Annotated in this window: 19 protein-coding genes and 1 pseudogene; 18 read left to right on the plus strand and 2 right to left on the minus strand. The window is 52.2% G+C overall.

All coding sequences use genetic code 11. The features are described 5' to 3' along the window. Window positions 1–233: 233 nt before the first annotated feature. The 6 genes from FJE54_RS08715 to FJE54_RS08740 all read left to right on the plus strand — a co-directional run bounded on the left by FJE54_RS08715 (window position 234) and on the right by FJE54_RS08740 (window position 7,907). Window positions 234–611 carry a DUF5674 family protein gene (locus FJE54_RS08715; RefSeq protein ID WP_139652413.1) on the plus strand — a complete coding sequence of 126 codons (378 nt, stop codon included), beginning with the start codon at window positions 234–236 and terminating at the stop codon, window positions 609–611. After that, the gene (gene radC / locus FJE54_RS08720; RefSeq protein ID WP_139652414.1) at window positions 608–1,231 is read left to right on the plus strand and encodes a RadC family protein; all 624 of its coding nucleotides are present in this window, start codon (window positions 608–610) and stop codon (window positions 1,229–1,231) included. Before FJE54_RS08715 ends, radC begins: the two co-directional genes overlap by 4 nt. Before the next feature lie 126 nt (window positions 1,232–1,357). Beyond that, entirely contained in the window at window positions 1,358–1,936 is a 579-nt protein-coding gene (locus FJE54_RS08725) for a restriction endonuclease subunit S domain-containing protein (RefSeq protein WP_139652415.1), read from the plus strand. Continuing rightward, window positions 1,933–5,133 carry a type I restriction endonuclease subunit R gene (locus FJE54_RS08730; protein WP_139652416.1) on the plus strand — a complete coding sequence of 1,067 codons (3,201 nt, stop codon included), beginning with the start codon at window positions 1,933–1,935 and terminating at the stop codon, window positions 5,131–5,133. Before FJE54_RS08725 ends, FJE54_RS08730 begins: the two co-directional genes overlap by 4 nt. An 8-nt stretch (window positions 5,134–5,141) precedes the next feature. Then, window positions 5,142–6,311 (plus strand): restriction endonuclease subunit S, encoded by a 1,170-nt coding sequence (locus FJE54_RS08735; protein ID WP_139652417.1) that lies wholly within the window; start codon window positions 5,142–5,144, stop codon window positions 6,309–6,311. A gap of 15 nt (window positions 6,312–6,326) precedes the next feature. Next, entirely contained in the window at window positions 6,327–7,907 is a 1,581-nt protein-coding gene (locus tag FJE54_RS08740) for a type I restriction-modification system subunit M (RefSeq protein ID WP_139652418.1), read from the plus strand. On the opposite strand, the gene FJE54_RS08745 is transcribed toward FJE54_RS08740, so the two are convergent. Continuing rightward, entirely contained in the window at window positions 7,888–8,613 is a 726-nt protein-coding gene (locus FJE54_RS08745; protein ID WP_139652419.1) for a restriction endonuclease subunit S domain-containing protein, read from the minus strand. The genes FJE54_RS08740 and FJE54_RS08745 overlap by 20 nt on opposite strands. Here FJE54_RS08745 and FJE54_RS08750 point away from each other — a divergent pair. The 12 genes and pseudogenes from FJE54_RS08750 (at window position 8,567) to FJE54_RS08795 (ending at window position 23,309) form a co-directional block, all read left to right on the plus strand. Further along, window positions 8,567–9,145, plus strand: a complete 579-nt coding sequence (locus tag FJE54_RS08750; RefSeq protein WP_139652420.1) for a restriction endonuclease subunit S — start codon at window positions 8,567–8,569, stop codon at window positions 9,143–9,145. The two genes, FJE54_RS08745 and FJE54_RS08750, sit on opposite strands and share 47 nt — an antisense overlap. Window positions 9,146–9,475: 330 nt before the next feature. Next, the gene (locus FJE54_RS08755; RefSeq protein WP_139652421.1) at window positions 9,476–10,402 is read left to right on the plus strand and encodes a site-specific integrase; all 927 of its coding nucleotides are present in this window, start codon (window positions 9,476–9,478) and stop codon (window positions 10,400–10,402) included. Between the two features lie 236 nt (window positions 10,403–10,638). Then, window positions 10,639–12,201 (plus strand): annotated as a pseudogene (locus tag FJE54_RS16500) (TOTE conflict system archaeo-eukaryotic primase domain-containing protein). Further along, on the plus strand, window positions 12,144–13,034 hold the full coding sequence (locus tag FJE54_RS16310; RefSeq protein WP_255467321.1) for a DEAD/DEAH box helicase: 891 nt from the start codon (window positions 12,144–12,146) through the stop codon (window positions 13,032–13,034). Before FJE54_RS16500 ends, FJE54_RS16310 begins: the two are co-directional and overlap by 58 nt. Window positions 13,035–13,236: 202 nt before the next feature. After that, window positions 13,237–13,623 (plus strand): phospholipase D-like domain-containing protein, encoded by a 387-nt coding sequence (locus tag FJE54_RS16315; RefSeq protein WP_255467322.1) that lies wholly within the window; start codon window positions 13,237–13,239, stop codon window positions 13,621–13,623. A gap of 114 nt (window positions 13,624–13,737) precedes the next feature. Then, a complete protein-coding gene (locus FJE54_RS08765; RefSeq protein WP_218971914.1) occupies window positions 13,738–14,037 on the plus strand; it encodes a helix-turn-helix domain-containing protein in 300 nt (99 codons plus the stop codon). After that, window positions 14,021–15,244, plus strand: coding sequence for a type II toxin-antitoxin system HipA family toxin (locus tag FJE54_RS08770; protein WP_218971915.1), 1,224 nt, complete (start codon window positions 14,021–14,023; stop codon window positions 15,242–15,244). The genes FJE54_RS08765 and FJE54_RS08770 overlap by 17 nt, the downstream gene beginning before the upstream one ends. Before the next feature lie 313 nt (window positions 15,245–15,557). Next, window positions 15,558–15,779, plus strand: coding sequence for a helix-turn-helix domain-containing protein (locus tag FJE54_RS08775; protein WP_139652422.1), 222 nt, complete (start codon window positions 15,558–15,560; stop codon window positions 15,777–15,779). Between the two features lie 238 nt (window positions 15,780–16,017). Beyond that, window positions 16,018–18,642, plus strand: coding sequence for a winged helix-turn-helix domain-containing protein (locus tag FJE54_RS08780; RefSeq protein WP_180326670.1), 2,625 nt, complete (start codon window positions 16,018–16,020; stop codon window positions 18,640–18,642). Between the two features lie 258 nt (window positions 18,643–18,900). Continuing rightward, entirely contained in the window at window positions 18,901–21,648 is a 2,748-nt protein-coding gene (locus tag FJE54_RS08785; RefSeq protein WP_139652424.1) for a molybdopterin-dependent oxidoreductase, read from the plus strand. Window positions 21,649–21,661: 13 nt separating this feature from the next. Beyond that, window positions 21,662–22,267 (plus strand): 4Fe-4S dicluster domain-containing protein, encoded by a 606-nt coding sequence (locus FJE54_RS08790; protein ID WP_139652425.1) that lies wholly within the window; start codon window positions 21,662–21,664, stop codon window positions 22,265–22,267. Between the two features lie 124 nt (window positions 22,268–22,391). After that, on the plus strand, window positions 22,392–23,309 hold the full coding sequence (locus FJE54_RS08795; protein WP_139652426.1) for a formate dehydrogenase accessory sulfurtransferase FdhD: 918 nt from the start codon (window positions 22,392–22,394) through the stop codon (window positions 23,307–23,309). A 1-nt stretch (window position 23,310) separates the two neighbouring features. On the opposite strand, the gene FJE54_RS08800 is transcribed toward FJE54_RS08795, so the two are convergent. Continuing rightward, window positions 23,311–23,742 carry a hypothetical protein gene (locus FJE54_RS08800; RefSeq protein WP_139652427.1) on the minus strand — a complete coding sequence of 144 codons (432 nt, stop codon included), beginning with the start codon at window positions 23,740–23,742 and terminating at the stop codon, window positions 23,311–23,313. Between the last annotated feature and the right edge of the window lie 715 nt (window positions 23,743–24,457).

Genomic DNA, 24,457 nt, shown 5'->3' on the forward strand with positions numbered 1-24,457 from the left:
TTCGAACGTCTAGTCGAATATCAAGGCGAGATTCTGAAATGCTGCGACGGTCTAAGAGCTACATTTGTTTGCGAGGGTGGTAGAATATTACTGGCTTACTGGTGCAGGTGCGCACGGTTTCGCTTAGCGGCTGAAGAATCGTATACGCTTCTCATGATCGTGCAAACGTTTTTATGTAACGTCTGTCCTGCAACTCAATCAAGAAATGCCGCTTTTGACCATCGGGAGGCTCCTTGAAGCGCATTGAATCAATTGGTCAAGAGGAATTGAAAAACATGGCTTCGCTCATGCGCGGTTCTCCTATGAAAGCCATCGTTGAGGCTCGTTTGGGCCTCGTTGTTGTCGATCCAGAATCTCACTGCAATAAAGAGCTGTACTTGTTTGAGGTGGGTTCTGCGCAACCAGGTTTTCGGGGCATTGGTCTCCATCCTGATGGATTCGGTGTTGAAGATGATTCTATCGAGGTCGATTTCATGATCAACATTCGTCAAACGCGGGGCAGTATATTACACCACGTTGAAGGTGTGTTTAACGAAGGAGCTAATATGCTCAAGTGGTACTTCACTCAATTCGTTATGGCTACGAGCAGCGATAAGAATAATAAGCTATGAATAAATTGATGCCCAGAGAGAAGTTGGTAAAGTACGGCGTAGGCAACTTAAGTGATGTCGAGCTTCTTCATTTACTGATTGGAAGCGGCAACAGGCAAGTTTCTGCAGCCGAAATCGCGAAACAAATACTGGTGCTGCTAAAAGAAAAAGGCAGCTCCATCACCTATGATGAATTGAGCTGCATTAAAGGTATGGGGCAGGCTAAAACCAGTGAGATAATTGCGCTGTTTGAACTCGGCAGACGCTATTTGATGCCAGCGGATCGTCCGATAATTAGAGATACCGACGACGCTGTTGCGCAATTGGACAATATCAGAGATAAAAAACAGGAGTACTTTGTAGTCCTCACGTTGGATGGAGCGAATCGGCTCATCAGCAATCAGGTGGTTTTTCAAGGAACGCTCAATCAAAGCTTGGTTCATCCGAGGGAAATCTTTGCCAAGGCTATCGAGGATAGGGCTGCAAGCATTGTCGTCGCTCATAATCATCCCAGCGGAAACGTTGAGCCTTCGGATGAGGATATTGTAATAACCCAAAAGCTTAAAGAGGCCGGACAGCTCTTGGGAATCAAGGTGCTCGAGCACATCATAGTCGCCAAAGAAGGCTATACGAGTACATAAGCCTTTCGGTAATGCAAAAATGCCATTTTTAATAGATAGAACAGTAATTTTTTACAATTACAGATTTTATATTGACACATCTGATCATGTTCATATAATGAATCTATAATTGTTGAAAGGCAGAAAATGACGATACCTATTTCAGATGTCGTTGAATTGACTAGCGGTACGCCTCAGTTTCGTATCCAAGAATCGTTTAGCGATGAAGCGCCGGTGTATATCCTTTATGGCCAGCCTGAGATGGATGACGATCTTAATGGATTAAGTACCGTCAGAGATGCAAGGAGATCGATACGAACCTTCGATAGGGTAAGCACTGTGAATGCCGGAGATGTTATCTTTAGTCTGATTTCTGGAAAGGCGACAGTCGTCCAAGAGAATCATGCGGGTTATCTATTTACTCAAAATTTCGTGGTTCTTATTCCCTCAGAATCAATTGACGCAAAATATCTTGTATTTATGCTTAACGAGAATTGCGAAATCAAGCGGCAGCTCCAAAGCGGGCAACAAGGGTCGGCCGTGCTGAAATACACAATACGACAACTGAGCAACCTAGCTCTCCCGAATCTTCCGGTGATTGAAGAGCAGAGGATCATTGGGGATCTTTATTTCAACCAGCTTAAACGAGAAGCACTTATGAATCGAATCGCAGCGAACGAGACCCTTTTTTTACTGGGGAAAATCAAGGAGGCTACCAAGGCATGAACGAAGAGCAATTTGAAAGCGAGCTCATCCAATACCTATGCAGCGGAGCAGTATCTAGTGCGACGGATTCAGGGTGGGGCTTCGTCAAAGAAGGTGTTACTGACTATGTTGGTAAGACCAAGCTTTGGAAATACGAGCCAGACATCAAAACCACAGACCAACTTTGGGATAATTTTAAGATAATACTAGAGCAACACAATCAAAACACGTTGGATCATCCATTAAGCGCCGTTGAATTCAATCAAGTGAAGAGGGTTGTTTCCGATCTTCAAACACCCTATCAGGCAGGTCAGTTTCTCTATGGGCTTAACGGCGTTTCACAGATCGAGATCGATCTTGATGATGGCCGACATGTGTTTCTCACGGTTTTCGATCAGAAACAAATAGGGGCGGGCGACACGGTGTATCAAGTAGTGAACCAGATTGAGCGACCGGCGAAGATAACGGGAAAACAAGCCCGGCGCTTTGATACAACGCTTTTAATAAACGGCTTACCAATAATCCAGATTGAAGAAAAGTGCGCCACGCATAACGTTGATGAAGCGCTCGAGCAGATGCGCCAATACATCGATGAAAATCAGTACCGAGACATTTTTTCTACACTCCAGATTTTGGTTGCCATTACGCCCAATAATGTGAAGTATATGGCAAACACAACATCCGATCATTTTAATAAGGACTTTGCCTTTAACTGGCAACGTAAAAAGGACAATGAGACAGTGCGGAACTGGAAAGAATTCGCCGACTCTATGCTGTCAATCCCGATGGCGCATCAAATGGCAACAAACTATATGATTTTGGATGGTACGAAAAACAGGCAAAGCCTCAAGGTGATGCGTCCCTATCAAGTATATGCTACGCAAAATGCCATAGCTGGAATAAAGAAGGCGGATTTCGAGTTTGGCGTGAATAAAATTGGCTATATTTGGCATACTACTGGATCAGGGAAGACCATCACCAGCTTCAAAACAGCTTGGCTTGCAAGCCGCATGCCGGGTATTGATAAGGTGGTTTTCTTGGTTGATCGTATCGCTCTTACGAGGCAAGCTAACGAGAGCTACAAGGCTTATGATCCTGATGCTTCCGATGATGCTCTGGGCAGTATACAAGACACCAATAACACAACAGATCTCAGTCGCAAGTTGAAGTCTAAGGACAATAACATTATCGTCACTTCAGTTCAGAAGCTGGAAAGATTAATTAAGCGCAAATCGTTTAAGGCACCAGATAAAAACATTGTGTTTATCGTTGACGAAGCGCATCGCTCAACGGGAGGAGAGTCGTTTAAGGCAATACAAAAGGCTTTTAAGCGTGCCGCGTGGTTGGGCTATACCGGTACTCCAATGTTCGACGATACCACCTCAGGCCTTCGCACCGAAGACATCTTTGGTGAGCTACTGCACGCCTACACTATCCGGGAGGCTATATCGGATACTAATGTCTTAGGTTTCAAAGTTGATTTCGAAACAACCATCGACGAGAAAACAATGAAGGAGCGCTATCTTCCGCAGTTTTATAAAGAACAGCATCCAAATTGGTCTGAAGAGAAGATTAGGGATAAAATTGCTAATCTATCTCAGGATGATATGGATGATGCCATTGAGCCGAGTTTTTACGACGAAAATCACGATCACGTTACAGAGGTTGTACAAGACATATTTAAAAATTGGCGCAATCGCTCTGTTGAAGGCAAATACAATGCATTGCTCACTACGCACGTTGGCGGTGGCAAAGCCTCAACTCCTATGGCGATGATGTATTTCAATGAATTTCAGCGGGTGAACACCATACGTAAATCTGAAGGTAAACAGACGCTCAAAGTGGCTGTCACGTTTAGTCAGAACACGTCCAATAATGACACTATGCTCGACACCAACAGAGGGCTTTATTCGGCCATTGTCGCATACAACGAAGAATTCGGCACAAACTTTGGTATGGATAACGTTTCGGGCTATACGCAAGATGTCACATCGAGGCTTAACAAGACAGCAAGTGATGGAGTGTTCCTGGACATTGTTATCGTAGTAGATCAGCTTCTGACGGGCTTTGATGCGCCGGAACTTAATACGCTTTATGTTGATCGTACATTGAAGGGCGCAAGTCTGATCCAGGCATATTCTCGAACAAATCGCATTGCGGACATGCAGACAAAACCATGGGGTCGCATTGTAAACTATCGCTGGCCGGCGCAAAACGAAAAGCTCATGAACGAAGCTTTGGCAATCTACGCGAATAGGGATTCAGCCAATTTGACAGATGAAGAGCGCGGCAAGCAGAACATGAAAGACGGCATCACCGCACCGATGTTTGAAGAAGTGTTTAATGCAGTCAAGGGTAAAGTTTCAAAATTGGCAGATCTGACCAATGGGTTCACCAAACTTCCGCCGTCAGAAAAACAAAAGGATTACATGCTCGACCTTCTTCGCGAATACAATGTCGGTATGGCAAAACTAAAACAGTTCGAGTCGCAGAAAGTCAACGGAAAGCAAGTTGGCTTTAACTACGATCAACCAGATGAACTTTTGTATGCTTTAGGCATGACGCCTGATCAGGAAGTAATGTTGACTACGGTTTTAACAAATGAACTAAAGACGCACATCTCCAAAGAAAAGAGAATACCGCTTTATCAAATCGAGTTGCGAATGACGCATGTTAAGGATGTCAGAATAGACTACGATTACCTAACTGAGCTAATTGAGCGCCTGCTCAATGAAGTTCATGAAGAAAAGATCGATAAAGCTTTAGAGACGCAGAACAAGATCAATCAGTTTGCGAACGGGCTGGAAGATCGCGTCTATGCAGGGAAGATTATTAACGCAGCTGCTGCAATCGTTAAGGGCTATTATCCGAAGAGGGGTTCGGATTTCAAGTATCCAGCGAAACTTAACGATGTCGAACCGATTATTCAAGAAGCGAGCAATGTGAGCCTCGATAGAACGCTACTCGATTTTCGAGTTAAATGGGGCATAACCGACATTATTACCAGTGCTCAGATGCGCGAGTTGTTCAGCCGTCATCGATATGGTCTGCAGGATCTCGATGACAGGGGGCAGATCAGTGACATTCTGGCTAAAGCGTGTAGCGAGTATAGGTCTCTTGCGCATGATGAAGGTATACAGGTGCTATCAAGGATTAAGTACCGCAATGGCTTACGCGAAGCGATCTACGAAATAGCCGATGAGCTGGCAGAGGGTTAGGGGAGACCATGAGCGAATCAAAACGAAACGCACCTAAGCTGCGATTCCCTGGTTTTACTGATCCTTGGGAACAGCGTAAGCTGGGGGATGCCATTACAGTCTGGAGCGGTCGTGACTACAAGCATCTCGGCGAGGGGTCTGTTCCTGTCTACGGAACCGGCGGATACATGCTTGGCGTCGACGCAGCTTTGTCCGAAAATGAAGACGCAATCGGTATTGGAAGAAAAGGCACTATTGATAAACCGTATCTCCTCGAGGCGCCATTTTGGACGGTTGACACGCTGTTTTACTGCATTCCCAAGAAGAATTATGATCTTCAGTTTTCATTTCAGTTATTCAGTAGGATTGATTGGAAGAGGAAAGACGAATCAACAGGAGTGCCAAGCCTTTCGAAAGCAACAATCAATAATGTTAAAATTAGAGTTCCCGATTCTTCCGAACAAACTCAAATCGGCGCCTTCTTCCGCAGCCTTGACGGCCTCATCACCCTTCACCAGCGTAAGGTCGAGCACCTAAAATTACAGAAACGCGGATTCCTGCAAAAAATGTTTCCGAAAGATGGTGCCGACAGACCAGAGATACGCTTTCCTGGTTTTACTGACGCTTGGGAACAGCGTAAGCTGGGGGAATCCGGCACAGCGTATTCTGGTCTATCTGGTAAGTCGAAAGAAGACTTTGGTCATGGTGAAGCAAGATTCGTTCCATACACGAACGTGTTCGACAACCCCGTAACCGATACAACTCGACTGGAAGCTGTCGAAATCGATGCAACTCAAAACGAAGTAAAGCGTGGCGACGCGTTGTTCACTGTCTCTTCGGAGACGCCGGAGGAAGTCGGAATGTCTTCCGTTTGGCTCTCTGATCAGCGAAATGTATACCTTAACAGTTTTTGCTTTGGTTACAGACAAAGTGGGACGTTCGACTCTGGTTATCTTGCCTACATGCTCAGATCGCCAGCCGTGCGATCTGATTTGACTCTACTAGCACAAGGTATCTCGCGCTTCAATATTTCAAAAAACAAAGTAATGGAGCTTGAGGTTTCCTACCCATTCATCGACGAACAGCGCCAAATCGGCGCCTTCTTCCGCAGCCTTGACGGCCTCATCACCCTTCACCAGCGTAAGCTCGAGCACCTGCAAAAACTAAAAAAGGGCTTGCTTCAGCAAATGTTCATTTAGAGAGGAAACAGCACAATGAGCGATCTACATGCAATCTCATCGAAGCTTTGGGCAATGGCAAACGAGCTTCGAGGCAATATGGATGCGGCAGAATATAAGAATTACATCCTTGCGTTTATGTTCTATCGCTACCTATCGGAGCACCAGGAGCAATATCTTGTCATCAATAACGTCATCGATATTGAGTCAGAAAAAACAATTAACGAAGCTTATTTGGAGCAAGCCAATGTAGATGATTTAGATGATTACCTTGAAGATATCTCTTCGAGCTTGGGATACGCCATAGCTCCACTCGATACCTGGGCATCCTTGATACATAAGATCGACAACAGCATGGTCATTCCGAGTGACTACCAAACCATTTTTGACAACTTCAACAAGAATGCTGAGCGGAACAAGGAGGCTGTTCAGGATTTCAGAGGCGTATTTAACGATGTCAATCTAGGTGATTCACGACTTGGCTCATCAACAAACGAGCGGGCTAAGTCGCTTAATCGTATTGTCAAGCTGGTTGATAGCATTAACTATAAGAGCGATGACGGTAAAGACATACTTGGAGAAATCTACGAATACCTTATCGGACAATTTGCTGCTTCAGCTGGAAAAAAAGGCGGAGAGTTCTATACGCCGCATGAAGTAAGTGAAATACTGTCAAGGATTGTTACCTTAGGAAAAAACAAGGTCGATGATTTCTTTAGCGTTTACGACCCTGCCATGGGGTCGGGTTCGCTGCTTCTTACTGTAGGGCAGAATCTGCCAAAAGGGCAGCCGGTCAAATACTATGGACAAGAAAAGAATACGACCACCTACAATTTGGCTCGCATGAATCTCATGATGCATGGAGTGTCGTTTAATAATATGACCTTATCAAACGCGGATACGCTTGAAAGTGACTGGCCTGATGGACCCGATGAAAAAGGCGTAGATCATCCTCGTTCGTTTGATGCCGTGGTGGCCAATCCTCCCTACTCTGCCCACTGGGATAACGATGAAACGAAGCTCAAGGATGCTCGCTTTAATGATTACGGAAAGCTTGCCCCGAAGACAAAGGCTGACTATGCCTTCGTCTTGCACAGCCTCTACCATTTAGACAGAGAAGGCACTATGGCTATCGTTTTACCGCACGGCGTTCTGTTCCGTGGTGCTGCCGAAAGAGAGATACGAAAGACCATCATCGGGAAAAATTATTTAGATGCGGTCATTGGCTTGCCTGCAAATATTTTCTACGGTACCGGCATTCCGACTACCATCTTAGTATTCAAAAAAAATCGGACAACTAAAGATGTCCTCTTCATCGATGCGTCAAATGAGTTTATGAAGGTCAAGAAGCAGAATCGCTTGACTGATGACAACATTAGCAAAATTGTGGATACCTATCAAGAGCGAGCAGATGTCGAAAAATATGCGCATTTGGCATCTATCAAAGAGATTCAAGACAATGATTACAACCTGAACATACCACGTTATGTTGACACCTTCGAACAAGAAGAAGAGATTGATTTAAACGAAGTAAAACAATTGCTCGAACAGGACAAACAGGAAATAGCTGAGCTTGAAGCCAAAATCGCAGAGCAGCTCAAACTGCTAGGTGCTTAATGGGAGAGAAAAGGTTGGAGGCCATGATGACCAGTTCTGAAAAACCGACCCGATCATTCCAGATACCGCATAGGAGCTTGCTCTTTTGAGTCTTGCAGGGTGCGCATGCAATAGGAATTTGCCCGAAGGCATGGCTATGGAGCTCGTCCTGCTTACGCTGGTGAAGGGTGATGAGGCCGTCAAGGCTGCGGAAGAAGGCGCCGATTTGAGTTTGTTCCTGCTCTGTTGGAACTAAAATTGGCATACTCAGGAAGACGTCCTCATGAATTCGCTTAGCTTTTCTACCTCCATTTGCGATCATTCCGTGACGCAGATAAAAGTCTTCTTGTGTTACGCTGTCAAGCAAGAATCGGCTATCAATACTCGCAATATCGAAAGCCGGAGAATCGAGCGTAGATTCATAACCATCAAGTTTATCAGGAACGATGCCAAAAGCTGCATGTAAGAAATCGAGTTTTCCATACATAAACTGGCCGGAGCGGCGAACATAGTATTGAGTTTGTTCACTTCCTGTATAGGAATCCGCTTTCCCTACAACACCTTTCCCCCAAAGCTTAACTGTTAGCTTCTTTGCATTGGCACCTGTATGCCCAGGAGTTCTACTTAAAGTCAGAAAGTCCCCCAGCTTACGCTGTTCCCAAGCAGGCGTGCCCCAGCAAATGCATTTGACTGATTTATGCGACAGACTACCAAAAGCAAAGAACACGCCTGCTTGGGAACAGCGTAAGCTGGGGGACGTGGCGCTACTTAATCCGAAATCAACATTGCCGAATACGTTCGAGTACGTCGATCTCGAGTCGGTTGTAGGAACGGAGATGGTAAACAGTAGGCACGAGCAAAAAGAGTTTGCACCCTCTCGCGCGCAGAGGCTCGCAAAGGCTGGGGACATCTTTTTTCAAACCGTTCGTCCTTATCAAAAGAATAATTATTTATTTGAATTACCTGATGAAAGTTATGTTTTTTCAACTGGCTATGCTCAACTGAGACCTCGACATAACAGCCGCTTTCTCTTTTCTTTGCTGCAAAGAGATTCGTTCGTCGGGCAAGTTCTCGATAGGTGTACGGGGACCGGATATCCTGCCATTAATGCCAATGATCTTGTTGGTTTGGAAATTTCTTTACCTAGGAGCGAAGCAGAACAGCGCCAAATCGGCGCCTTCTTCCGCAGCCTTGACGGCCTCATCACCCTTCACCAGCGTAAGGTCGAGCACTGTTGTTTGAGGGTTACTTCTTGCTAGAATGGCCGTGCGAGTTGCTGAGGCGAAATGCTGCTTTACGATGATGCCGACTGGAAAACGATCATCGGTGTTCGGCGATGAGCAGGGTTTTGTGAATGTGCTTTATTGGAGCGCGGCTATCAGCATCGTGCAAAACAAGTAGATAACACGTTTGGCGGAAGCTCTAAGAATCGCGAGTGAACGCTTGTGGCGTGCGTTTATCTTGGAAGGGGGTTTAAGGGGATTTCGACATCGACTAAACAGTTTCAAGAGGCGGGAAACGCAGTCGCTTTCGCCATACTGCCCTATCAGCGCGGGCCGTATCTAATATCCGAAAGGAGAGATGAGGATATGATCGGCGAAGCAAAATGCACGGATTCTTTTTGTGATTATTATAAGCAGTGGATCTCAATTTATAAAGAAGGTGCCATCCGGAAGGTAACAATGGAGAAATACCTGCTCACCCATAGTTGGTTGACTAGGCTTATCCCCAATCTTGCTATTAAAGACCTTGATAGAATGGCTTATCAAGGCCTCTTGAACGCCTACGCAGAGGGCCATGAGCGGCAGACGGTTATGGATTTCCATCATCAGCTTAAAGGTGCGATTCTCGATGCAGTCGATGACGGTTTGCTGGAGCGAGACCCTACGCGAAAGGCGATCGTCAAAGGAAAGCCTCCACGAGATAAGAAGCCAAAGTTTCTCAACCAATTTGAATTACATAAACTTCTGGTTGAGTTGGATTTAGGCCCTCAGCTGAATTGGGATTGGCTAATTCTTCTAATGGCGAAAACAGGATTGAGGTTTTCGGAGGCTTTGGCTGTAACACCGCGGGATTTCGATTTCTCGCACCAATGTCTTTTAGTCGAAAAGACATGGGATTACAAAGGGGGAACGGGTTTTTTGCCAACGAAAAACAAGTCTTCCGTACGAAAAGTGGCAATCGATTGGCACTTAATTGTACAGTTTTCGGAGTTGGTTAAAGGGCTTCCCGACGATCGCCCGATTTTCGTGCAGGGAAAAGTGTATAACTCGACAGCGAATGATCTGCTTGCGCGACATTGCATGCGCGCTGAGGTTCCTGTGATTTCCATCCACGGACTTCGACATACTCATGCGTCACTGTTACTTTTTGCGGGTGTTTCGATAGCGAGCGTAGCGAGGAGGCTGGGGCATTCGAGCATTAACACAACACAAAAGACCTATCTTCACATCATTCAGGAATTAGAAAACAAAGATGTTGACTTAGTAATGAGATCCCTGTCCGGACTCCTGTAAACAACAAGACTGTACGGTCCGCGCTGACTTCGGATGGCGGCTGCAAAAACAACAAATGCGTAATGGCGGTCCGCCTTTGACCCATCCTGTAGTAGATTGAATTACTAGCTCGTATGGTTATGCAGATCTAGCCAAATATCTTCTGTCCCATCTAAGGAAAATATCCTCTACCTGAGTTCAATCATCCTTGACTCATGCTATGCTCATTCGGGTTATCCTTCGAGATGGGAGTCCGTATGGGTAACGGCTTGAAGCAAGGCAAACGTGCTTTGATCGGGGAACGCGAGTACCGCTTCGTCGAGCTGCTTGAGTCGGTTGGCGGCGATGGTGAAGTGGTTGTATGCGAGGGCGTCGATGGGGTGAGGCGATACGCTACGCAGGAATCGTGGGAAGCGGGGTGCCTGTATTTAGAAGCCGAGAACAAACGGAATCCCTCGCTTGTCACTTCCGCGAGCACGAATACCGAGAAGCTGGCTTTATTCCGATCGTTGTTTGCCGTACGGGACGATGTGTATGCGAAAAGTTACTTTAGCAAGAAAACGTCGCGTGTTGGGTATGTTCCCGCCTGTTCCAACGAGTGGGTTTCAGGGGTTTGCGGCAAGCCGCGCGTCAAATGTGCCGATTGCGCGCGCCGCGAGTTTTTGCCTCTCGACGATGCGGCGCTCAAGCGGCATTTCGTCGGTGCGGATCAAGAGGACTTCGGCATTGTTGCCGGCTATCCCTTGATCGACGAAGATAAAACCTGTGTATTGGCGATCGACTTTGACAAGGCCGACTAGGAGTCGGCGGTGCTTGCTTTTTGGCAGGTGTGCGATCAAGTGGGTGTACCCGTCGCTGTCGAGCGATCCCGTTCGGGTAACGGAGCCCATATCTGGCTGTTTTTCAGCGAACTTGTTGATGCTGCAGATGCGCGAAGGCTCGGTTGCGCCCTCGTGACGCGGGCGATGCAGGCAGACCCTCGCGTGAAGCTCTATTCCTACTACCTTCTTTTCCCAAGTCAAGATTTAACTCCGAAAGGCGGCTTCGGAAACGCCATCGCTCTTCCGTTTCAGGGCGGCGCTATGCGCAATGGGAATTCGGTGTTCGTCGACAAGGCTTTTGCGCCGTATGGCGATCAATGGCGCTTCTTGTCGTCCGTTAAGAGTCTGTCCGCCGATGAACTTGCAAAGCTCCCCCGTTGTTTCGGCAAGCGCGTGCTGGGCGATTTGGCGGATGCGAACGCTGCTGAAACGGACGAACTTTTAGGCGACAAAGGAGCCGATGGCGATGGGGAAGAGCGAAGGAACCCCTCAATGCTTTGGGCATCGAATCCGAAAAAGGGCTTAGGGGTCGGAGATGCGCCCGAACAGGTGCGCATAGTCCGCTCGAGCATGCTCTACATTGCTAAAGAGGGGTTGTCGGCGGCTGCGCTCAACAGGCTGAAGCGCGTGGCGGCATTCGGCAATCCGGAATTCTACCGAGCTCAGGCCATGCGCCAATCGGTGCACGGAAAGCCGCGCGTGCTGTACTTCGGGGAAGATGTCGGCGATTGGCTGGGACTGCCGCGGGGATGCGAAGATGCCGTTGTCGAGTTACTTGTGACATGCGGTTCGCAGGCGATTCTGAAAGACGAGCGATGCGACGGCTCCCCGATCAAGGTGAGCTTCAAGGGGGCTCTTCGACCCGAGCAAAAGCCAGCTGCAGATGCTCTCATGCGTCATGATATCGGTGTTCTTGTTGCTCCCACAGCGTTCGGAAGACGGTGGTTGCTGCCAATCTCATTGCCCGACGCAAAACGCGTACGCTCATACTCGTTTTGAGGGCTACCTTGCTCGAACAATGGCAGCAGAGGCTCTTACAATTTCTCGATATCGACGAAGAACTCCCCGAACTGCTCACCCCGACAGGTCGTCTGAGCAAGAAGAAGCGCTCGCTCGTCGGGCAGATCGGCGGCGGAAAGCGACTGCCGAGCGGTATCCTCGATGTTGCGCTGGTGCCGGCTCTGTTCGAGAAAGGCGAACTGTCGAACGAGAAGCGCGTGGCCGACATCGTGCAGCAGTACGGCATGGTGATCTGCGACGAGTGCCACCATGTGCCTGCATTCAGCTTCGAGCAGATCATGCGCAGCACGAAGGCTCGCTACGTGTACGGACTCACGGCCACCCCAAAGCGTGCCGACGGGCTGCAGGCCATCGCCTTCATGCAGTGTGGACCCATCCGTTATCGAGCAGAGAAGACCGAAGACGGCGAGCTGTCGTTTTCACGCATCATGATTCCCCGTTTCACTAAGTCGCACCTCGACGGCGTCGATCCCGACAATTACACCCAGATAGTCGAGGCTCTGAGCCTTGATGCGGCTCGCAACGATCTGATCGTGCGCGATGTGGTCCAGGTACTTGATCGGGGAGGGACCCCTTTGGTTCTGACAAAGCGCGTCGATCATGCAGTGTTGCTGGAAGAATCGCTGCGGGCGAAAGGACGCGAGACGGTGCTGCTCGTGGGTTCGGACCCGCAAAAGCTCAAACGGGAAAAGCTGCTCATGCTCGAACGAATCGAATCGGGGAAGTCGTTTGCGATCGTAGCAACCGGCAGCTATATCGGGAGGGGTTCGACGATGATCGCCTTGACGCCCTATTCCTTGCGGCACCGGTAGCGTGGAGCGGATTGGTGGCGCAGTACGTTGGGCGTCTGCATCGTCGACGCGAGGGAAAGCGAGAAGTGGTCGTATACGATTACGTTGATGTGAACGTCCGCATGCTCGACCGTATGTATCGCAAGCGTTTGAAGGAGTACGCATCGCAAGGCTATGTGCTGCGGCCTACGGCCGATGGGGGCGATGTGCGTGGGAGTTCGTTTTGCGTGACGAGTACCTGGAGCGATTCGAGCTTGATATCAAGTCTGCTGCAAAGAGTTTGTTCATAGCAAGTTCTGAGGTGCATAAGCGGCGCGTCGACTTGCTTGTTCCTTGTATCGAGGAAGCTACTGTTCACGGTGTCGTCGTAACGGTGGCGCTTCCCGATCCCGAGGAGGGGAAGGCGAAAAGGGCGGGTATTTGCCAAGGGGCTGCTGCTCTTTTAGAGCAAGCGGGTGCCTGGTACGGCGGCATCGCGCCGCTGGCCTTTCCGCATGCCGACGAGCAGGTGCTTCGCTTTGTAAGCGTTGATGTTGCAATCGAGCTGGAAGGGCTCGTGCGAGATTCTCGAGATTCCGAAAATGGGGCCGATGCGACTGTTGCCCTATAGCGGAGCGAATATATCGTTGCAGGATCGTGCACCAGAATCGCGTTATCCCGGAAATCCCAAAAGAGTTTTCATATACGGATAAAATAATATCCCTATCTAGCAAATTTCTCCATAATGGCTAAAATACTATCCATGATTAACCTCGATCAAAGAACCGCTCCTGAGATAGGCGCATCGATTGCGTCTCGAGTGCGCATGCGCCGAAAAGAGCTGAAGCTTACGCAAGAGCAACTGAGCCGCAAGGCGGGTATGTCGCTTGCGTCGTATAAGCGCTTCGAGCAGAAGGGGCTCATCTCCCTCGATGCGCTCATCCGCATAGCAATGGCTCTGGATTGCGAAGATGATTTCGATGGGCTCTTTTCAAAACGCGGATATGCGTCGATAGAGGAGGTGCTTCGTGGCCAAAGCCGTTGATCAGTCGCGCTTCAACAACGCTTCGGGTGATGGATCGCCTGCAAGGCGTCACGCGCCCGAAGGACTGAGCGGCTCCGATCTCGCCATTGCATCCCTTCGGGTTATTATGCACGGCAGGCTAGTCGGAACGCTCGCTCAAACCGAGGATGGCGTAGTCGCTTTCCAGTATGCGAGCTCATGGGTGGAAGAGGGCTTCTCGCTGAGCCCTTTGAGCCTCCCGCTGGAAAGCAAAGTGTTTGTTGCGAAACCGCATCCGCTTGGGGGACTGTTTGGCGTTTTCGACGACAGCCTACCCGATGGTTGGGGGCGTCTTTTGGTGGATCGAACCCTGCGAGAGCGCGGACTCGATCCTTATTCTATCGGCTCGCTTGCGCGCCTTGCCATCGTAGGGAAAAGCGGCATGGGGGCGCTCGAATACGAGCCGGAAGTTTCCCTCGCGCCGTCGTCTGCGCTTCGCGATCTTGACGAGATAGCGGCAGCGTGCGCCGAAATGCTCGCTACGGATTATTCGGAGGATATCGATGCCCTTTTTGCGCTGGGCGGCTCATCTGGCGGCGCGCGACCAAAGATCCTGACAACCATCGACAGTGAAGACTGGATCGTCAAATTTCCCTCTTCCTTCGACCACGATCGCATTGGTGCGGAAGAATATGCACTCGCATGTGCGGCAAAAGCGTGCGGAATCGAAATGCCCGAAGTTCGGTTATTGCCCTCCAAAGTACGCTCGGGCTATTTCGCAATTAAGCGTTTCGACAGGGTCTGTACCTCACAAGGCGGTGTTCGCAAGGTCCATATGGCTTCGGTCGGCGCGCTTCTAGAAACCTCGCACCGCACACCCAAGCTCGATTACGATGTACTTATGCGGCTAACGCTCCGCCTCACCGATGATATGGAAGAAGTCGAGCGGCTGTACCGCCTCATGGCGTTCAACGTGCTCATAGGCAACAGAGACGACCACGCCAAGAACTTTACGTTTCTCCATGAAGACTCGCTTGATGCATGGACTCTGTCCCCTGCGTATGATTTGACGAGAAACCCAGGCATGAACGGCGAGCATGCCACGACCGTCAACGGAAAAGGGAAGGGTATATCGCGCGCAGACCTGATAGAAGTCGGTTTGCGGGCCGGACTGCCTTCTCGCATTGTGCGTTCGGCAACCGAAGAGGTTGAGGAAGCGGCGCGCGAGGTGTTGAGGGAGTTGGGTTAGATTCCCGTTGTGCCCCAGTCGCCATCCCGGTTGCTTTGCGCCGATGCTTTTGACGTCGGGAGCATGGCGAAATACCCAGTGAGCTGGAAATCACCGTATGAGTGGAACGGTTTGTCCTCAAGGCAAAGTCAAAATTGATGTGTACGTGCGGTTGACTGAATCGTCTTCGCAATGCGATTGTGGGTAGCTGAGCTACGGGAGCCGGACGGCAAAGGTAAGTTCACTTCTTCGCCACGGGTTTCTTGTGCTGCTCTTTACCTTTAGCCTACTATATTAGGCGTTTTGCGCTGTTGGAGGCAATAGGCTGTTCTCCATGGATGCGGCTACGTACAAAACGATCATCGGCGGGAAGATACGGGCAGCTCGACGCGCTAACGGCATGAGCGTCGAGAAGCTTGCGCTCATGATCGGCGTCAATCGCAACTACCTACGCAACATAGAACTCGGCAGGGCTAACCCCACCCTCGACATCATCATGAAGATCGCCGACGGCTTGGGCCTGGCCATCTGGGAGCTCATGTCTCCCGACAAATAAGGAGCCGTCCGACCGCTCGTGCGTTTGGGCTTCGCCCCCCCCGGGTATCGGAAGGGCCTGTCGGGCAAGCTTGTGAATGCGGGTATGGGCAGCCCTGCGCTCGAACGCCCCGAAGGGTTCGCCGCTCGATATGGCCTCCGCGCGGAAAGCGCGAGTGGTATAATCGGCTCCCAGAAGAACTTACCCGTAGGTTTTGGCGGTCGGGATGGGCGGAGTTCATCGCACGTCAGGGGGAAGCGTGGCGAAATCCGGGAAACATATGGCGTTGCTGCCTACTAAAGTTTGCAGACCCGAGCCATCGGATAAGGCGGTGGTGCGCGAGCGCGTGGCCGAAAAGCTAGCGCGTACTATGGACTACAAGGTGGTAACGGTGGTATCGCCTGCGGGATTCGGCAAGACCACCGCCGTCTCGTCCTGGTCTGCAACTTTGGACGACACGACGGTCGCCTGGCTGCATGTGGATGAGGTCGATTCAGGGGCAGATCGCTTCTGGAGCTATTTCCTGGGAGCTCTCGAGGTGGCTGATCCTGCGCTTGGCGAAAGGCTCGATGCGATGCTTGCGCTCCAGGGTCCCGTTCATGCATTCCTCGATGAGCTCATAATGGGTCTCGCTGCATACGAAAAGCCGTGCGTCATCGTTCTGGAGGACTACCACAGGCTTTCCGAGGCGGATGAGATACACGAGGGTATCAGCTACGTGATCCGCCATCTTCCCGAAAACGCGCATCTAATTATCACTTCGCGTGCGATTCCCCCCATTCCGCTGTCTAAAATTCGCGTGCGAGGCGAACTTCTTGCGGTGGATGAAGAGGATCTTGCGTTCACGCCGCAAGAAACGGGCCTTGCCATGCTCGAGCACGGGGTGCGTTTGACCAAAGAAGATGCGCAGCGGGTCTTTGACGCGTTGCATGGTTGGCCGGCAGGCGTCGCCATCATCGGCCTTTTGTGCGAGTCGGGGGCGTCCGAAGAAGTGGAGCGCGCCCTTGCGAGCGCTCGCCATGATATCAGGGCTTACCTTGTCGAGGAGGTGCTTGACGGCTTACCGAACAACGTCCAGGATTTTCTCGAGGCCACGGCCATCGTCGATTCGTACAGCATCGATTTGGCTTGCGAGCTTACGGGGCTTGAGCGTGGGGCGGTGTCCGCCATTGTCGAAGAGCTGATGAGAAACGGCCTGTTCATCGGGCGTACGGAGCAAGACGGTTCGGGCGAGGCATGGTACCGCTACCACCATCTGTTCGCGGAGCTTCTCGAAGACAGGCTTCGCCGGATGGACGAACCGAAAACGAGGGCCCTCGCCTCCAGGGCTCGCGATTGGCTCGGCGCTCATGGCTACCTTGACAGTGCAGTCGAGCTCTCTTGCAGAATCGAGGATTACGGCTATGCGCGCTCCGTGCTGCTTGGGCAGTGGGAGACCTGCTATACGAGCGATTCTCATCGCATGCTTCTCAGATGGGCGGATCTTATGCCCGAAGACGAGGTGAAGGCGGATCCTCTCGTGTGCATCGTGTTGGCCCTTCCCATCATGATGGCTGCTGACTACGAGAGGGCCCGAGACTACATCCGGATAGCGGAAGCGGGCTGCGAGCGTTTGGATCCGGGCGATGCGCACGATATGCTCTTCGGCTTGTGTATGATGCAGCGGGCCTATCTCGCAACGTATCAGAACCATCGCGAGGAATCTGCCCGTTTCGCGTCGGCCGCGCTTGAGCGTCTTCCGCATGATGAAGCGGCGTATCTGCGAGGAACGATGAAGCAGGTTCTTGCTTCGTGCCACTGCTACGACGATCCGCTCGCATCCAAGCACGACCTCGAGGCGATCATCGCCGAACAGCGCGAGCGGGGAAACGCGAGTCTTTTGAGCGCTCTTTACTGCAATCTCGCGGTGCTCGATGCCCAGCTCGGGCTCGACGGCAAGTCGAAGTACATGTGCGAGCGCGCGTATGCTTTGTTCGATGAGAAAGACCGCTGTTACATGCCGATATACACCTTCGCCTACTACGCGGAGATGCTCTGCGCCTACGGGCGGGGGGACTTCGAAGAAGCGCTTGCGTTGTACGAAAGGTACGAGGGGGCCAATCTTGGCATCATCGTGTCTCATTACGATACCGAAGCGCTCTGCCTCAAGGCGAAGGCTCTCTATCGTCTCGGCATGCCCCAGGCAAGGCAAGTTTTTCTCGATGCTTGGGGTTCAAACGAAAATGCGGTGTATATGACGGTGCCTTCGCTTACGATGATGCGCGACTGGTGCGGTGTGTTCGGATCAGACGAGCCCCCTCGTTGCAACGTTGCGGGCGCGTTCGACCATGCCCGTGTGTTCTTGGGTATGAGGGATTACGCGTTGGGCAACATGGCTGCATGCGAGAGGGCCTGTCGCACGGCTGATGAGCTGTCTGAGCGCAACCGCGCCGCGAAGATCGCAGGCGATATCGTTGCGGCGCTCTTCTCTTTCGCAACAGGGCATTTGAGACGCGCTGGCGAATACGTACGTGCTGCGGCTTCTCTCGCAAGCGGCAGCGGGCTCGTTCAGTTGTTGTACGAAAACGCGCTCGACCTCAGGGGAGCGGCCGAGTTTGCCCTTGAGGACGCAGGTATCTCCGCAGACGAAAAGGCTGTGCTTGAGGAAACGGTGCGAGTTTGCGATGCTGCATCTTCGCTGCATGTTCCCCCTCAACTTACCGAACGCGAGCTCGAGGTGCTCAAGGAACTCGCGGGGGGAGCGACGGTAGCCCAGGCGGCGTCAAGTCTCTTCATTTCGAAGGATACTGCAAAAAGCCACCTCCAGAATGCCTACGGCAAGCTCAAGGTCCACTCCAAGGTGCAGGCCATATCGGTCTTGCGCGAACGAGGCATCCTCGACTGATCCGATCCGGGCGCATGCTGCACTCGAATCACCCCGCCCTCACCTCTTCGGGTGATATGCGCCGCGCCCGCTCGATCCCACAATGAAACGAGTTCATCCCCGTAGGGGTTCGTGGAAAGCGGGGATGCGGGGGTTTGCTTGGACGAGATCGCTTGACGGGAGGCTGCGATTCCGACCGTCTTCGCTGTATGCGCATGTCTTTCTTCGACTGATCTTGCCTGAGGGAACCTTTGACTCGAGATGAGAGGAAGGTGCAAGATGAAGGAGAACAGGGCGGGCATCTCTCGACGCAGTTTCACGCTAGGCGCGGGCGCAGCTGTCGGCGCAGGTATTGCTGCGACGGCGTTCGGATGCGCACCGTCGAAAGAATCCGACGAGGGTTCGGAGTCGACTGGGGCGGATGCGAAGGTGACAACTGCCGTATCGCATGATGACGGCGAATGGATTCCGACCACCTGCAACATGTGCTTCAACAACTGCTCCGTTTTGGCGCATGTTGTCGATGGGGTAGTGGTGGAACTCACCGGCAATCCCGAAAGTCCTATCGGCGGAGGACATATTTGCGCGAAGGGAGCTGCGGGCATCATGCAGCTCTACGACCCCGACCGCATTACCAAGCCGCTCAAGCGAACGAATCCCAACAAAGGCTTCGATGAGGATCCAGGTTGGGTGGAAATCAGCTGGGACGAGGCGTACGACACCATCGTGTCCACGATGCAGACCGCAGCCGCGACCGAGGGCAAATGCGTCGGCGGCGCGTCTATGGTGGCCGGTCTCAACGGCAGCGTATGGCGCGGACTTGCGCTTGGCTGCGTGTGCGGCGCATCCGAAGGCGTGCTTTCGGATATTTGCGGCGCGGGCATCCATGTGGTTGAGGCGCTCTACACCTCGAACGGCAATGCCATGCCCGATTACGACAACGCCAATTACGTGATCCAGTTCGGGACCCAGGCGGGTACGGCGACGCGCCATGGATTCACCATGACCTGCGACCGTTTCGCGCAGCGCCGTAGAGACGGGCTCAAGCTTGTCAGCTTCGATCCGCATATGAGCGCAGGTGCCGAGCAGGCCGACGTATGGATGGCGCTTCGTCCCGGCTCGGATGCGGCGGCGGCGCTCGCGATCGCCAACGTGCTTGTCGAAAACGACCTCATCGACCGCGAGTTCCTTATCGCGCGCACGAACGCGTGCGCTCTTGTTGACCCGGATACGGGCCGCGTGCTCCGCAGCCCTGGCGAATCGGGGAAATCCCTGTACTGGGATCAGAAGGCTAGCGCGCCCAAAGCCTACGACGAGGCGGAGGAACCTGCTCTGGAAGGTGCGTTCGACGTCGACGGCAAGCAGTACAAGACCGCGTTCGAAGTGTACAAGGAGCACATCGCATCGATGACTCCCGAATGGGCGGCTGACATCACGACGCTCGACGCAGATGCCCTGCGACAGGTGGCGATCGAATTCGGGGAAGCGGCCTGCATCGGCCAGACCACCAAGGTCGATGGCGTGGAGCTGCCTTACCGCCCCGCAGCGGTCGACATCTTCTCCGGCGTTTCGCGCCATAAGCATGCGATCTTGAGCACGTGGAGCTGCCTTATGCTCAATGTGCTCATAGGCGGTTGCAACTCGGTCGGCGGTTTCATTGGCTTCGGGCCGGCCTGCAACGGCTGGACCGACGACAACCCTCAGGCGGGGTTCCGCGCTACGATTTTCGAACCCGACGGCTTTATCAACAATACTTCGCTGATGATCGGTCAGCCCCACTCGTTCTACGAAACCATATACAACGGCGACTACACGCCGAGCGGTATGGGAATGGCGGCCTTGCAGCCGCTCTCCGAAGACGGCCATTTCGTGCACATTGCACAAAGCGATCCCGAGCGTTACCGCACCCAGCCCATCACGCATCTGTTCTGGTATGCGTGCAACCCCATCAAGTGGTGGGCGAACGCCGATGAGCAGGCCGAAGTGTACAAGAAGATGGATTTTATCGCCGGGTGCGATCTGTTTTTGAACGATATGAGCCTGTTCAGCGACATCATGTTGCCCGAAGCAACGTACCTCGAGCGATGGGACGTGCTGCCGCAATGGTTCATGAACCATCGTATGCCGGGCGGCATGACCAAACCTTGGACGCTTGCCATGTGGCAACCGGTTGTCGAGCCGAAGGACGGGGTTCCCGGCTTTATGGATATCTACGGCGAGCTCTGCTACCGAGCGGGCGAACAGTCGAACGCCGCCTTCATCGGCGCGCTTGCCGGCATGTACCGCGTCAAAGAGCAATACATGCCTGACCTTACCCAGAAGCTCGATAAAGAAGCCTTCATCGATGCAGTGTATAAATCGAACATCGACGAAGCGCACGGGCTTGAGTGGTTCAAGCAAAACAACGGGGTCTACACCCATGACCGCACTGTTGACGAGGTTTACATCTGGGCGAACGACGCCCCCGGCCGCATCCCGTTTTATTGGGATTTCATGCTCGAGATGAAGGACAAGGTCGAAGCGAAGGTTGCCGAGCTCGATATCCCGTGGGAGACCGACGACTACATCCCCTTGCCTGAATGGCGTCCGGGCAGCGATTTCTATCCGGTCGAGGATGCCTCTTTCGACATGTTCCCCATCTACTACACCAACGCCGCCAACACCGATAGCTGGACGGTCCAGAACCCTTGGCTGAACGAAGTTAACGAAGACGACGGCATGACCTATTGCATCGAGATGAATCCCGCAACCGCTCGGGCGAAGGGCATCGAAAGCGGCGATGAGATCGTGCTCACTTCGACCGCTGGCTATTCGGTCGAAGGCAAGGTCGTGCTCAACGAGGGCATCCATCCTGAATGCCTTTCGTCTGTGGTGGGTACTTGGGATTGCAAGAGCAAGGCGATGTCGATTGCATTCGGCAAGGGCGTGAACCTCGTGAGCTTGCTGCCGGGCACCAAAGCCGAGCGCATGGACCATATCGTATCGGCGTTCGATCAGCTCATCCGTGTCAAAGTCGAGAAGAAATAGGGACGTGATTTCCATGACATACGGAATGCTCATTGATCTGAAGAAATGCGTCGGCTGTCATGCGTGCTCGGTCGCCTGCAAAGAGGCCCACGGCACGCCTCCAGGGGTGCGTCGCTCTCATGTGGAGCGAGAAACGGAGGGCGTCTTTCCCGACGTGAAGAGGAACATCGTGCCGATGCTGTGCATGCAGTGCGAGATTGCACCATGCGTGGAAAACTGCCCCACGGGCGCGAGCATCAAGCGCGAAGACGGCATCGTCATCGTGGACAAGGAAACGTGCATCGGGTGTAAAACCTGCATCGAGGTCTGTCCCTACAATGCGCGCTACTATCGCGAAGACGACACCGGGTACTTCGGGGAAGAGCTCACCGAGTACGAGACCGTCATGTACGTTGACATGCCGAAGGGTACCGTCGACAAGTGCACCTTCTGCGTCGAGCGGATCGACGGTACGGGCGAGCCCCAGGCATGCGTGGCCGCCTGCCCGGCAGGTGCGCGCGTGTTCGGCGACCTCGAGGATATCAGGGCCGAGGCTGAGGCTGCAAACGGCTTCCAGCTTGAGGCGGAGGTAAGCACCAATCCGTCGGTGTGGTATCTGCCCCACGAGGTGAACGCATAGCGAGCACGGCAGCGGGAGACGTCGTCTGGCGTCTCCCGCAGGTTTTTGCGATGCGCCCCGGGCCTGTTCGGCTTTTCTAGGACGGGCGGGCGGCGCTTGACGAACAACCAGGCAAGGAGAACCCATGAAGACGGTAGATCTTTCGGTGCACGGAAACCATGCGAGCAGGGCGGGATACCCCATGTTGCACCTTGGGGCCGACGGCGGCGGGGAAGAAGCGTTCGACGAGGTTCAGACGGAAAGCGCGTTGGACATCCTTCTCGACGGTAAGCCAGTGATGCGGCTCGTATGCGATTTGTCCGACATTGCCGCGCTGGTCGTGGGACGCTTGTTTACCGAGGGGTTCATCGGAGGCGTTTGCGATGTCGAGTGCGTTTACGTGAACCGGCATGCGACGGAAGCCCATGTAACGCTTACTTCGGCGGCGTCGAGGAAGCTTTGGGGGAAAGCGAAGGGTACGGGACATGTCTCGATTGCAACCCACGGAGCACCGCAGCGCGAATTTGGGAGCCGCTTGCATCCCGTGAGCCCGATTCCCTGGAGTGTGGACGACGTATTCGCCCTCGCGCGAGTCTTTTCGAGCGATTCGCCCATGCACCGACGCACGTTCGGCGCGCACAGCTGCTATGTCGCGCTCGGGGATCGGGTGCTTTTCTGCTGCGAGGACTTGGGCAGGCATAACGCTTTCGACAAGGCGATAGGCAGAGCGCTGATCGAGGGAGTCGATCTCAAGCGGGCTACCGTGTTCACAAGCGGGCGAACTCCTGTAGACATGACGGCGAAAGCGATCCGCGCAGGGATTCCCCTTCTCGTATCCAAGGCCGTACCCACCAACCTTGCAATCGAACTTGCCCGCAATAACAGGCTTGCCCTCATCTGCTCTGCGCACCCCGATTCGATGCGGGTGTTCAATGACCCGCTCGGATGTGCTGGGGCGCGCAGGTGCGGGGACGGTCGGCGCGAGGCGCAGGGTAGTATTTCGTGGAAGGGCGCTCCTGTGGCTGGGTCGCGTGGCGAAAGGGTCGGGTTAAAAACTTCTTAGGCTAAACCATGGCGTAGATCATGTCCCACGTGATAACTTTCCTGATCGCGCCGCACGCTTTTCTGTAATCGCCAGCGGCAACGGCAGCCTCGTAAGCATGCTTTACGGTAGATTCATCGATTCCGGCAGCTTCGGCTATCCGGAGAAGCGACGCGGCGTTCATAAGCCTGTTGTAGCAACGCTGGGCACTTTCGTTGGGCGTCTGCCTCGAATACGAGCCTTTGCCTTTGGTTTCATTGGATTTGAACCACTCGACCATATGCTCTCGTTCGGTGTTGCCGGTTTTATCCGGCGAATCATGTATTTCGGCGATGTACTTGTCGGAATACGGATAGTGGTCCGCTTTCGTCGAGAGAATGCTCGAGAACTCCTTACACCCGATATCGGTCATAGTGTCCTCCGGTTTTTCTTTGCAAGCGTATTCTATCTGCATGGTTTCCTGTGCCGTCCTGCATTTTCCCACGCGTCCAAAGTCTGATTCGGCAATTTTTGTTTATCGAGCTGCTAAAGCCCTTTCGGGGAAACTTTCCCTGGTTACGGGCCTGAGCGACTATATTCCTGCTCCTTGATCAGGGAGCAGCCGGTTTATCACTCTGCTTTTACTCCATCTTTTACAATAAAACTGGCTCTTTTTGAAATAACGACACTAATTCGGCGGTGGTAATAAAATCATTGTTAAGTGAATGCAATAAGTCTACGGAAATGTCCATAGCGCTTCACCGATTGTGGCTCAACCCTACTTGGATAATTACATAAAGAAGCATTGCCCGAATTGTCCCGTCGGTCGACTTAACGTATAGAAGTCTACAATAAGCGGCAATTATGTCTACGTAGTTAAAGTTGAAGTTTGTTGTCATCATGATAGCCCAACGTTTTGCTAATCAATGACCGAAGAAGTTCAAGGTCCCTGCGTTCAATGTAGGAAAACATCATCAGATAACTGGCAGAAGAAAGTTTCGACTTCTGAGTAATATTCAGGATTCAGAAGAGTTCTTGCCAATTGAATAATACTTCAGCATCGAGTTGTTCAATCCTCATTTGCTCCTAGAGTGTTGGCGCGTTTAGAGGCGCCTTAACGGCATAAATCCCGAATACGCTATTTATAGCCTCTTGGGCTAACTCGATTAAGATGAATCTTTCTTCGGATG

Origin of the sequence: Raoultibacter phocaeensis (assembly GCF_901411515.1) — a bacterium.
GTDB classification, from domain to species: Bacteria; Actinomycetota; Coriobacteriia; order Coriobacteriales; family Eggerthellaceae; genus Raoultibacter; species Raoultibacter phocaeensis.